Genomic DNA, 12,154 nt, shown 5'->3' with positions numbered 1-12,154 from the left:
ATGAATTCGACAATACGCAAAATCAAAATTCCGCCGCGTTCCTGCATCGGCACAATGCAGTGCCTGCAAACCTCATCAGGCCTTGTTTGAAAGCCGGCGAAAATTCGCCTTCACCGCGCGGCTGGCAGGCTTCAGCGCGGCGCTGACCGACCGTTCCGCCGCAACGCCGTTGAACAGCGACGGTGTGCGGCCGGAGAGAACCTCCGGCCAGAAGCGCGACGCCGATTGCAGCAGCGACATCTGCGCCGCAAATGCCCCTTCCGCCATGGCCGCGGTCTTCTCGTTGACCGCGCGCGCCGTCTCCGTCCCCCAAGGCTCTCCGCTGCCGGCATCCATCGCCATCAACGGCAGGCGCATCATCGCCACCAGCGGCGCCAGCATCAAATCCGCGCCGATGCTGGCCGCGTCTTGCACGCGTCGGCTCTTGACGATCTTTTTCATGGAAACAAACCCCTTGTGGCGGCCGACGCGGCCGCTGCCTGACACACTACGCGCCGTGAGTGGAATTCGTTCCCCATAAGGACAGCATCTTTCCCAAGCTGGGCGTTTCCGCAGAGGAAACGCCCAGCCGAGGTTCTTACCGCTTGCGCAGATCGGCCTGTGCCAGATCCAGCGCTTTGCCGATGCGCTCGCAGGCCATGTCGATCGTGTCGCGGGTCCAGATCAGCGGCGGCGACAGGATCATCGTGTCACCGGTGGCGCGCAGCATCATGCCATTGGCGATCGCATGGTCGCGCACAACAACCGCCGCACTTCCCGACGGCAGGAACCGCTCCTTGGTCGCCTTGTCCTTGACGATCTCGATCGCGCCCATCAAGCCGATCGAACGCACCTCGCCAACCAGATCATGCCCGGCGATGCGCTCCTGCAGGGCCTTGGCGAAATAAGGCCCGGTGTCATTCCTGACGCGGTCGACCAGACCCTCCTGCTCGATGATCTCCAGGTTCTTCAACGCCACGGCGCAGGCGACCGGATGGCCGGAATAGGTGTAGCCATGGTTGAACTCGCCGCCCTTCTCGACCAGCGTCGAGGCGATACGGTCGCCGACCAGCAAGGCAGACAGGGGCTGATAACCCGAGGTCAGCGCCTTGGCCGTGGTGATCGTGTCCGGCTCGATGCCGAGCGTCTGCGCGGCGAACCACTCGCCGGTTCGGCCATAGCCGGTGATGACCTCGTCGAGCATCAGAAGCACATCATATTTGCGGCAGATGCGCTGTACCTCCGGCCAATAGCTGGCCGGCGGTATCTTCACCCCGCCCGCCCCCATCACCGGTTCGCCGATGAAGGCCGCAACCTTGTCGGCACCGGCTTCGAGGATGGCATCCTCGACAGCCTTGGCCGCGCGCAGGCCGAAATCGTGATCGCTTTCGCCGGGCAGCGCCAGCTCATAGGCATAGGGCATCATCACATGGACGATGTTGGGCACCGCGCCGTTGAGCTGCTTGTGCATGCCATCCATGCCGCCGAGCGATGTGCCGGCGATGGTCGAGCCGTGATAGGCCATCTTCCGCGAGATGATGCGGTTCTTCTCCGGCTTGCCTTCCAGCACCCAGTAATGCCGTACCAGGCGCAGCGCCGTGTCGTTGGCTTCCGAACCGGAGGAGCCATAGAACACCTGGTTGACGTGCTTCGGCGCGATCTCGGCCAGCTTCTTGGACAGCAGCACAGGCGTCGGCGTCGAGCATTTGAAGAAGGAATTGTAGTAAGGCAGTTCCTTCATCTGGGCGTAAGCGGCCTCGGCCAGTTCGTCGCGGCCATAGCCGATGTTGACGCACCACAGCCCGGCCATGCCGTCTAGGATTTCAGCCCCTTCGGAATCGTAGATGAACGGGCCGTTGGCGTGGGTGATGATGCGCGAACCGGCCTCGCGCAGTTCCTTGTGGTCGGTGAAAGGATGGAGATGGTGCGCGGCGTCGATCTGCTGAAGCTGCTTCAGCGAATAATTCTGATAGGTCATTTCTCTGATCTTTCCTCTGAAATCATTCCGGCGATGCCGGGGCGAATTCGTCAGAGGCAGGCAGGTGGCGAATAGCCAATGCGGGCGCACAGCCGCAAAAGCTCCGCGCGCAGCGTACGCGGTGACGGTGTCACCGCGACCCCGAACGTGCAGACAAAGGTCATAGCAGGAGCCATGGCCGGCACCTTAGAGCAAAGGCTGGCCAAGGTGAACCACCCTTTGCTTGGCACATGACGGAATAGGTCTATGCCTTGGCGGCCAGCGCCCGCTGCAGGAACACATACTTCATCGCCGTCTGCGCCGCTTGCGGGCGGCGGTCGCCGCGGCCGCCATGTCCGCCTTCCGTCTCCTCGAAGAACAGCGTCTTTTCATGCCCTGCCTCCTGCAGGCGTGCCGCCATCTTGCGCGCGTGGCCGGGATGAACCCGGTCATCGGCGGTCGACGTTGTCAGCAGCACCGATGGATAGGCGACATCGGCCTCGACATGCTGATAGGGCGAATAAGCGGAAAGCCATTTGGCGTCTTCCGGCTTTGAAGGGTCGCCATATTCGGCCATCCAGGAGGCGCCGGGCGGCAATTGCGTGTAGCGCAGCATGTCGAGCAGCGGCACCTCGATGATGGCGGCGCCGAAAAGCTCCGGATGCTGCGTCAGCGAAACGCCGGTCAGCAACCCGCCATTCGAGCCGCCCTGGATGCCGAGCGATTGAGCCGTTGCAATGCCGCGCCTGACGACGTCCTCAGCCACCGCGGCAAAATCGTCAAAACCGTTCTGGCGATTATCCTTCAACGCCGCCTGATGCCAAGCCGGGCCGAACTCGCCGCCGCCGCGGATACAGGCCTGCACATAGGCATTGCCCTTCTCCAGCCACAGCCTGCCGCGCACGCCGGCATAGCCGGGCAGCAGCGGCACTTCGAAGCCGCCATAGCCATAAAGCAGCGTCGGCACCGGCCCTTTCTGGTCGCGCCGCCTGACAACGAAATAAGGGATCATCGTGCCGTCCTTCGAGCGTGCCTCGAACTGCTCGGAGATCAGCGGCGCGGCATCGAAACGCGCCGGCTGCGACTTCACGGTGGCGAGTGTCTCGCCATCATCATCCGACCAGATGATCGAGCTCGGCGTCAGGAAATCTGTGAAGGAGAACGACACGCTGGAACCAAAGTGCTCGGCATGGCTGATGCCGACAGTGCCGTTTTCAGGCAACGCTACCGGTTTCATCGACCAGGCGCCGTCCTTGCGCTCGCAGACAATGACCTTGCCGCGCACATTGTCCATCAGGCTGATGAACAGCCGGTCCTGCGTACGGGCCAGTCCTGCGATCGAGACGCGATACGCCGGCGCGAACAGGGTTTCGACGGTACCGAAACTGCCTGTTTCGATCCAGTGCGCGAAATCGAGCGAATAGAGCCCGTCCGGCTGGCACGCCGTACCGTCCGGCGCTGTCCAGGGCGTGCGCACCCCGAACACCAGCTGGTCCTTGAAAAGCGCCGTATCGGTGACGTCGTCTGGCAAGGGAATGCGCCTGTTTTCACCCGACGCGAGATGCAGGAAACTATGCGATGCGAAGAAATTGAGCGTTCGCGCCAGGAACAGATGGCGTTTGTCGCCGTCGAACTCGACGCCCGCTCCGACAGCGAGATCCTGCTTTTCGGCCTCGAAGATCGGCGTCGCCTCTTCCAGCTTCGTGCCACGCTTCCACAGCTTGATCACGCGAGGATAACCGGACTCGGTCTTGTCAGCGTCCTCGAAGGCCGCCGAGACGATGACGGTGTCCTTGTCCAGCCAGCTAAAACCCGACTTCGAGGCCGGTGCACGGAACCCGCCCTCGATAAATGATTTGGTTTCGATGTCGAATTCCCGCATTTCGCTGGCATCGCCGCCATCGGGCGACATCGACAGCAGGCAGCGGCTGAAATCCGGATAGAGCCGGCTGGCGCCGCTGAACACCCATTTTATCCCCTCCTTCGCCGCTAACTGGTCGAAGTCGATGATCGTTTCCCACACCGGCTTCTCGGTCTTGTAGGAAGCGACCGTCGTGCGGCGCCACAGGCCGAGCGCATTGGTCTTGTCCTGCCAGAAATTATAGACGTGTCCGCCAATGGCATTCCCGACGGCGATGTTGTCCTCGGCCGTCATCAAATCGAGCGCGGTCTGGAACGACGCCTGATAGGACGGATCGCCCTGCAATTGCCCAACCGTGATTTCGTTCTGACCATGCACCCAGTCGAGCGACTGTTTGCTGGTCCGGTCTTCCAGCCACAGGAACGGGTCTTCAGAGCTGGATTCTGGCTTGGCGATGGGCTTGGTCATGGAATCTCCGATAGGCAACACTTCGGCATGCAACATCGACATGCCGCGTCCGATATTCAATAGGGAGGAACTCAGGCCAGGGATTCAGGGCTTCCCCAACAACCGAACCGGCCACAGTCATGCCTTGCTGCTCCGGCGGACCGACGAGCGATAGAGCGCGAAGATCACCAGCAAGGCGTCGAGGCCGATGATCACGATCGGCAGGCCCAGTGGACCAATCCCCTGCATGAGCAGGCCGGCACCCGGTGGGCCGACAATGCCGCCAACACCCCAAAGCAAGGCGAACGCCGCATTGCCGGTGACGAGCAGCGTGCCCTTGAACCGGCTGCCGAGTTCGACCAGCGCCATCGTATAGACGCCGTAGCCGACCGCGCCCATCACCAGCAGCACGCCCCAGATCAGCGGTGTCATGATCAGCAACGGCAGCAGAACAGCGCAGACGGCCGTCGCTCTCGCGCAGGCCAGCATCATGGGGCGGGCACCGAACCGCTCCGCCAGCAGGCCGAGCGGGATCTGCAGCAGGATGTTGCCCAGGGAAAGCGACATCACCAGCGCTGCGAGGATCGCTTCCGGCAAGCCATAGCCGGCGCCGAAGACCGGAACCAGCGCATAGGTGCTCAGCTGGACGGCGCCCGAGACCAGCACGGCCAGCAGCAGCGCCGGCGCCAGCCTGGCAAAACCGACAAAGCTGCCGGCTGGCTGGCCGTCATCCTCGAAACCGGTGAGTTTTGAAGAAACAAGATGCAAAATAACCGCACATAGCAAGAAACCGCCGACACCGACGCTGAACGGAGCCCAGCCCGACGTGCCGACCAGCGTCAGGGTAAAGGGGCCGGCCGAATAGCCGGCACCCATCAGCGTGTTGAAAACGCCCATCACCCGGCCGCGCCGCGAGGGTGACGCCAGCGACAGTGCCCAGACCTCGCCAAGGATGTAGAGCGGGTTGATGACGACGCCGACGATGAAGCGGATGAGGTACCAGGCCACCCAGTTCTGCAAATAGCCAATGCCCAGGAAGCACAGTGCACCGATCAGCGAACAACCGATAGCCAGGTTGCGCGCGCCGACCAGCCGCACCGCCGCCGGCACGAAGGATGCCGACAGGATCAGCCCGAGCGGCATCATCGCCGCCGACAGGCCGATCAGCCCGGGCGATATGCCTTGCTTCTGCATCAGAAGCGTGAACAGCGGGGAGCTCAGCCCTTGCGCGGCGCCGAACATGGCAAGGGCAGCAGTGACGCCGGCAAGCGCCGCCCACTGCGTTCCCGCTTCGCCTTCGCTCGAGCCGGTCGCGACCATGCTGTCATCCATGTGAGGTGCTGGCCATCAGGCCAGCAGGCCGCCTAGCTACTGGCTCGCTTGCGGGAATGGAAGGGCTGGTGGGGAAATCCGCTTGCACCAACAACCCTACCGATCGGCTGATGCCGACCGGTCCGGGGTTGGATGAAGGTTTGGCGCGGTGACCGCTTGCGCTTAAGGAAAATACCGGGCGATCGCGCCTTTCTTGCCATCCGCGTAGGGCTTCAGCCACTTGTCGTCGATGGAAATCCCGTCGTCGTCCGATGGTCCCTTGCCGATCGTTCGGCGCCAGGCGCGGAATTTGTAGTGGTCGTAGACGTCGAGCATGTGCACGGCGTAGGCTGCGGCAAACGTCTTGTCGCCTTCCACGATCACCAGATTCTCGTCGTTTTCGTAGGACGCCTTGTAACCGAGATTGTGGCTGCCGGTGATGACGGTGGCGTTGTCCTCCATCGGATCGATGATGACGATCTTGTCGTGCACGATCGCGTGGCCGACGGTCAGCACCTCGGCCTGGAAGTCGCGCGCGATGGTGGCGCCGGTCAGGTTCGCTGCCCGCACAATGGAGACGTTCGGCGCCTCCCAGACCTTTTCCGGATAGACGAAGGGCGACTTGCCGTCCTTGTTCGACTTGTGGGTGACCGGATCCTTGGTCGGCGCGACATAGTTGGGCATAGCGGTCTCGTCGCTGATGGCGCCCTGCACGATCAGATTTGGATCGGCCTTTGCGGCGGCGACGGCCTGATCGACGATCGAGTTGTCGCCGAGCAATGAAGGGTTGAACACGAGGAACAGAACGGCGCGCTTGGCCGCCTTGATGCGCGCGAAGACATCCTCGAGGTCCACCGGTCGCACAGAAATGTCTTTCTTGCTGCGGTTCGGGTCGTTCGGGGAGAACCAGACCGTCATACCGTCCAGCACCGAGGTCGCGCCGTTCAGCGGATTGGGCAAATGGTTGTCCCTGCGGAACGGCACACCTTGCGTCTGTGCGACGTGCCCGGCAGCGGTTTCGCTCACTGGTGGCGGAAACACGTCTGCCTTCATGCGTTGCCAATAGTCATTGAAGACCTCGGCCATCGCGGGATCGTCACGGACAAAGGCATTGTTGGACTGTCCGCAAATGCCCGTCGAGGTCCAGTTGGTGCTGCCGGTCATCACCGCCAGCGGCTTGCCCTGGGGATCGCGGTAGACAGCGAATTTGTTGTGGCCAATATGGTTGTTGTTGAACAGCCGGTCCGTCACCACCACGCCCGCATCGCGCAGGCGCTGCCTGTAGCGAACGTTGCCGGCATCCCAAACCTCGGTCTTGTCGTCTTCGGCCGCGTCTGCAAGCTTGCCCTTGCCAGAATTGGAAAGGATGACCTCGACGACATCCTTCGCGGCGATGATAGCGTCGCACAATTCGTCATCACCAAGCTCATAGAGCGCAAGCCTGACCGTGCCGCCCTCGGTCTTGGCCCGTTTCAGGAGACTGGTCAGCACATCGGGCACATCGCCATGCAGATAGGCGCGTATCTTGCTGGTCGGGTTCTGCAGGATCGCAGCAATCTTCTCGCGCTGCCCAACCTTGATGCCGGCCTCCTGCAACGCGTGCGACATCCATTGCGTCGACAGCACGCCATTGGTGAAGGCGACGCGCGCCTTGCCGAACATCTGTCCTAGGAAGATCGGCGGGCTGACGGCACCCTGGCCGAGATAGCCGAGCGGCCGCGCCGGCCCGGTATAGGCGGGCTTGCCGTCGACGACCTGGTCGGGGCGTACCGGCACGGGATCGAGGCCTGGCTTCATGTCGCCGACCGGACGCACCCGGTAGGCGATCATCTCGCCGTCCGGCCTGACGTCGATGCTGTCGCGCCGGCGCCGCACGGTCAGATCGCGCCAGAATGTCTTCTGCACTGGCCACACGCCGGTGTCCTGGGGAATCCACCTCGGATTGCGCTGCCCCTTGAACGGCACCCAGGACGCCAGGCAGCGTTCCTCGCCAGTAGCGGGATAGAGGCGAACGATCTCGAAACCGAGGCAGTCAGGGATCATCCCGTCAATATCCCAGGCAAGGAAGGCGACTTCGTTATTTGTCGCGGCACGCACTTTGATGACATCAGGCATGGCTGTCCCTCCAGAAAAGTTCAATGAGCAAGTATGTCAGAAGTAAAAGACAGTACTATAACGCACTTCAAATTGGCATCCAACTGACCGGCTGCACTCCGGCCCCTGCCGATGCACCGGTGCGGCCAGGACGAATGTCGCGGCCACACAGCTGCCGTGCCGGCATGTCGCTTCCCTCGCCCTAGTGGTCGCCGCCTCCGCAATGGCCGGCGGGCCGCCGGTCCATTATGCCGGCCGCTATCGCCATCGTACGAGGACCATCATGACCGCCGCCCTACAACCCCTAGAACCGGCCCAGGCACCTGACCGTGCCCGCCGTGGCGGTCGCGCCGGAAAGCGCGCCGGAGGCTCGGCCGCGTTCGAGCAGCCGGCTTACCGTCAGCTGAGAAATCCGCTCACGCCGACCAAGCTGGTCTCCGATGACGAGCTCGAATCGATCCACCTCGCCTCCTTGCGCGTGCTCAGGGAAATCGGCGTCGACGTTCTGCACGACGAAGCCCGCCGCATCATGAAGGCGCATGGCGCCGACGTTCGCGAAGGCTCGGAGCGGGTGCGCTTCGACAGCGACATGATCCTCGACCTGGTTTCGAACTGCCCGTCCGAATTCACCATCCATTCCCGCAATCCGGCGCACAATGTGCGCTTCGGCGGCGACAATCTGATCATCTCGATGATGGCCTCGGCGCCCAATTGCTCCGACATCGATCGCGGCCGCCGGCCGGGCAACCAGGCCGACTACCGCAACTTCCTGCGTCTGGCACAGATGCACAACATCCTGAACTGCACCGGCGGCTACCCGGTCGAGCCGACCGACATCCATCCGTCGATCCGCCACCTCGAATGCGTCCGCGACCTCGCCACGCTGACCGACAAGGTGTTCCACATCTATTCGCTCGGCAAGGAGCGCAATGTCGACGGCATCGAGATCACCCGCATCGCCCGCGGCATCAGCCACGAGCAGTTGCTGGAAGAGCCGTCCGTCTTCACCATCATCAACACCAATTCGCCGCTCAAGCTCGACGTGCCGATGATGGAAGGCATCATCCAGATGTCGAGCAAGGGTCAGGTCGTCATCGTCACCCCGTTCACTTTGTCGGGCGCCATGGCGCCGGTGACCATCGCAGGCGCGCTGGTGCAGCAGAATGCCGAGGCGCTGTCCGGCATCGCCTTTGCCCAGATGGTGCGCAAGGGCGCGCCGGTCGGCTATGGTGGCTTCACCTCCAATGTCGACATGAAGTCCGGTTCACCGGCCTTCGGAACGCCGGAATACATGAAGGCGCAGCTTGTCGGCGGCCAGCTTGCCCGCCGCTACAAGATCCCCTACCGCACCTCCAACACCTGCGCCGCCAACACGGTCGACGCGCAGGCGGCTTACGAGAGTGTGTTCTCGCTGTGGGGCGCCGTGCAAGGCGGCGGCAATCTGATGATGCATGCCGCCGGCTGGCTCGAGGGGGGCCTGCGCTGCTCCTATGAGAAGACCATTCTGGACATCGACCTGCTGCAGATGGTGGCCGAATTCCTCACCCCACTCGACATGTCCGACGAGGCGCTCGGCTTCGACGCCATCCAGTCGGTCGGCCCCGGCGGCCATTTCTTCGGCACCCAGCACACTCAGGACCGCTACAAGAACGCCTTCTATTCACCGATCCTGTCCGACTGGCGCAATTTCGAGACCTGGGCGGAAGCCGGCTCGCCGACGGCGATGGAAAAGGCCAACCGGGTGTGGAAGGAACGGCTGGCGTCCTACGAAGAACCCTACATGGACCCGGCCATCCGCGAGGAACTCAACGCCTTCGTCGAAAAGCGCATAGCCGAAGGCGGCGCTCCGACCGATTTCTGAGCGGCAAGCCCCGTCGCCACGCCCGCTCACCAAAACCTGATTCAATTTACGCAAAAACGGACCTATCTTCATGAAATCCCACGTTAAAGCGGTTGTCATTGGCGGCGGCGTCGTCGGCTGCTCGGTTCTCTACCATCTGGCCAAGGCCGGCTGGACCGACATCATGCTGATCGAGCGCTCGGAACTGACCTCCGGCTCGTCCTGGCACGCGGCCGGCGGCTTCCACACACTCAACGGCGATCCCAACGTCGCCAAGCTGCAGGCCTATACGGTGCAGCTCTACAAGGAGATCGAGGAAATCTCCGGCCAGTCCTGCTCGCTGCATCTGACCGGCGGCGTGATGATGGCCGATACGCCCGAACGCATGGACTTTCTGCGGCTGGCCCACGCCAAGGGCCGCTATCTCGGCATGGACACCGAGCTGATCACGCCTTCGGAAGCCAAGGCGATGTTCCCGCTGATGGATGAGACCAATTTCGTCGGCGCCATGTGGGACCCGGTCGAAGGCCATCTCGATCCCTCCGGCACCACCATCGCCTACTCCAAGGCGGCCAAGAAACTCGGCGCCGAGATCGTGCTGCGCAACCGCGTCGTCGACCTGACGCAGCAGCCGGACGGCACCTGGAACGTCGTCACCGAACAAGGCACGGTCCACGCCGAGCATGTCGTCAATTGCGGTGGCCTGTGGGCGCGCGAGATTGGTCGCATGGTCGGCGTCGAGCTGCCGGTGCTGGCCATGGAACACATGTACCTGCTCACCGAGCCGATGCCGGAGGTCGAGGAGTTCAACAAGTCGACCGGCCGCGAGATGATCGGTGTGCTCGACTTCAAGGGCGAGATCTACACCCGCCAGGAGCGCAACGGCATCCTGCTGGGCACTTATGAAAAGGCCTGCAAGCCGTGGTCACCGGTCAACACCCCTTGGGATTTCGGCCACGAATTGCTGCCGCCCGATCTCGACCGCATCGCGCCGTCGCTGGAAATCGGCTTCAAGCATTTCCCCGGCATCGAGAAGGCCGGCATCAAGCAGATCATCAACGGCCCGTTCACCTTCGCGCTCGACGGCAACCCGCTGGTCGGCCCGGTGCAGGGCCTGACCAATTTCTGGTGCGCCTGCGCCGTCATGGCCGGCTTCAGCCAGGGCGGTGGCGTCGGCCTCGCTTTGTCGAACTGGATGGTGCATGGCGATCCGGGCTTCGACGTCTGGGGCATGGATGTCGCCCGCTTCGGCGAATGGGCCGGTCTGCGCTACACCAACGCCAAGGTGCGCGAAAACTATTCGCGCCGCTTCTCCATCCGCTTCCCCAATGAAGAACTGCCGGCGGCACGCCCGGCGCAGACGACGCCGCTCTACGACACCATGCTCGCCAACAATGCCGTCATGGGCGACAGCTGGGGTCTGGAAACCCCGCTGTGGTTCGCGCCAAAGGGCAAAGAACCCAAGGACATCGTCTCCTTCCACCGCTCCAACGATTTCGGCCCGATCGGCGAGGAAGTGCGCGCCACGCGCGAGCGTGTCGGCGTCACCGAGATCGCCAACTTCGCCAAATACGAAGTGTCAGGCCCCGGCGCGGAAGAGTTCCTCAACCGGCTGATGACCAACCGCATGCCGAAGACCGGCCGCATCGTGCTGACGCCGATGATCAACGAATTCGGCAAGCTGATCGGCGACTTTACCATCGCCAAGGCCGGCGAAGACCGCTTCATGATCTGGGGTTCTTCCGCCGCGCAGAAATACCATATGCGCTGGTTCGAAAAGCATCTGCCGAAGGATGGATCGGTGCGCATCCACCGCTTCGACCAGACGCTTGTTGGCCTGTCGATCGCCGGGCCGAAATCGCGTGACCTCTTGCAGAAGCTCGTCGACGTCGACATCTCGACGAAAGCCTTCCGCTTCATGGACTTCCGCGAGATGGCGGTCGGTGGAGCGCCCTGTCTGGTCAACCGCATCACCTACACCGGCGATCTCGGCTATGAGATCTGGATGGCGCCGGCCTATGAGCGGCTGGTGTACAAGGCGATCAAGGACGCCGGCGAGGAGTTCGGCCTGGTCGATTTCGGCATGCGCGCTTTGCTGTCGATGCGCCTGGAAAAAAACTTCCCGACCTGGTTCCGCGAGCTCAGGCCGATCTATGGACCGTTCGAAGGTTCGATGGACCGCTTCATCAAGCTCGAGAAGAACGACTTTATTGGCCGCGAGGCGGCTGCCAAGGAACAGGCGGAAGGCCCGAAACTGCGCCGCGTCTCCTTCATCGTCGACGCTGCCGATGCCGATGTGATGGGCGACGAGCCGATCTGGGCCAAGGTCAGCAAGGATTACGGCACGGTGGAAAAGCCGCATGGCTACGGCGCGCCGCGTTTCGATACATCCGGCAAGGAAATCCGCGGTTCCAAGGCTGCTGAAGGCGCGTCCGCCGTGCGCGGAATCGTCGATGGCGACTGGCGCGTGGTCGGCTGGGTCACATCGGGCGGTTATGCCCACTACGTCCAGAAGTCGATGGCGCAAGGCTATGTGCCGGCGGCACTCGCCGAGGACGAAAGTGCTGGCCTGTTCGAGATCGAAATTCTCGGACACCGGCGCCCGGCGCGCATCAATGTCGAGGCGCCGTTCGACCCGAGCGGCGAGAAGATGCGGACCTGAGGT

General features: G+C 62.8%; 7 protein-coding genes. 2 read left to right on the top strand and 5 right to left on the bottom strand.

Going from position 1 to position 12,154, the window contains the following annotated elements:
- Window positions 1-75 precede the first annotated feature (75 nt).
- The 5 genes from ACZYHG_RS20370 to ACZYHG_RS20350 all read right to left on the bottom strand — a co-directional run bounded on the left by ACZYHG_RS20370 (window position 76) and on the right by ACZYHG_RS20350 (window position 7,670).
- Entirely contained in the window at window positions 76-441 is a 366-nt protein-coding gene (locus ACZYHG_RS20370; protein ID WP_464610098.1) for a hypothetical protein, read from the bottom strand.
- A 136-nt stretch (window positions 442-577) separates the two neighbouring features.
- On the bottom strand, window positions 578-1,957 hold the full coding sequence (locus ACZYHG_RS20365) for an aspartate aminotransferase family protein (protein ID WP_464610097.1): 1,380 nt from the start codon (window positions 1,955-1,957) through the stop codon (window positions 578-580).
- Between the two features lie 244 nt (window positions 1,958-2,201).
- A complete protein-coding gene (locus ACZYHG_RS20360; protein WP_464610096.1) occupies window positions 2,202-4,265 on the bottom strand; it encodes a prolyl oligopeptidase family serine peptidase in 2,064 nt (687 codons plus the stop codon).
- Window positions 4,266-4,382: 117 nt separating this feature from the next.
- Window positions 4,383-5,564 (bottom strand): MFS transporter, encoded by a 1,182-nt coding sequence (locus tag ACZYHG_RS20355; RefSeq protein ID WP_464610095.1) that lies wholly within the window; start codon window positions 5,562-5,564, stop codon window positions 4,383-4,385.
- 174 nt (window positions 5,565-5,738) lie between these two features.
- A complete protein-coding gene (locus ACZYHG_RS20350; RefSeq protein WP_464610094.1) occupies window positions 5,739-7,670 on the bottom strand; it encodes a phospholipase D-like domain-containing protein in 1,932 nt (643 codons plus the stop codon).
- A 262-nt stretch (window positions 7,671-7,932) separates the two neighbouring features.
- On the opposite strand from ACZYHG_RS20350, the gene ACZYHG_RS20345 reads away from it, so the two are divergent.
- Both ACZYHG_RS20345 and ACZYHG_RS20340 read left to right on the top strand, forming a co-directional pair.
- On the top strand, window positions 7,933-9,510 hold the full coding sequence (locus tag ACZYHG_RS20345; RefSeq protein ID WP_464610093.1) for a trimethylamine methyltransferase family protein: 1,578 nt from the start codon (window positions 7,933-7,935) through the stop codon (window positions 9,508-9,510).
- Between the two features lie 70 nt (window positions 9,511-9,580).
- The gene (locus ACZYHG_RS20340; protein ID WP_464610092.1) at window positions 9,581-12,151 is read left to right on the top strand and encodes a GcvT family protein; all 2,571 of its coding nucleotides are present in this window, start codon (window positions 9,581-9,583) and stop codon (window positions 12,149-12,151) included.
- The last annotated feature ends 3 nt before the right edge of the window (window positions 12,152-12,154 follow it).

This window comes from Mesorhizobium subarcticum, from assembly GCF_055456085.1.
The sequence above is the reverse complement of the archived record's forward strand: the minus strand, read 5'-3'. Positions and strand labels throughout refer to the sequence as shown.

What these genes read in the sequence shown, in the direction of transcription:
- ACZYHG_RS20360 (WP_464610096.1), bottom strand. Translation starts at nt 4,265, where the DNA reads ATGACCAAGCCCATCGCCAAGCCAGAATCCAGCTCTGAAGACCCGTTC.
- ACZYHG_RS20355 (WP_464610095.1), bottom strand. Translation starts at nt 5,564, where the DNA reads ATGGTCGCGACCGGCTCGAGCGAAGGCGAAGCGGGAACGCAGTGGGCG.
- ACZYHG_RS20345 (WP_464610093.1), top strand. Translation starts at nt 7,933, where the DNA reads ATGACCGCCGCCCTACAACCCCTAGAACCGGCCCAGGCACCTGACCGT.
- ACZYHG_RS20365 (WP_464610097.1), bottom strand. Translation starts at nt 1,957, where the DNA reads ATGACCTATCAGAATTATTCGCTGAAGCAGCTTCAGCAGATCGACGCC.
- ACZYHG_RS20370 (WP_464610098.1), bottom strand. Translation starts at nt 441, where the DNA reads ATGAAAAAGATCGTCAAGAGCCGACGCGTGCAAGACGCGGCCAGCATC.
- ACZYHG_RS20350 (WP_464610094.1), bottom strand. Translation starts at nt 7,670, where the DNA reads ATGCCTGATGTCATCAAAGTGCGTGCCGCGACAAATAACGAAGTCGCC.
- ACZYHG_RS20340 (WP_464610092.1), top strand. Translation starts at nt 9,581, where the DNA reads ATGAAATCCCACGTTAAAGCGGTTGTCATTGGCGGCGGCGTCGTCGGC.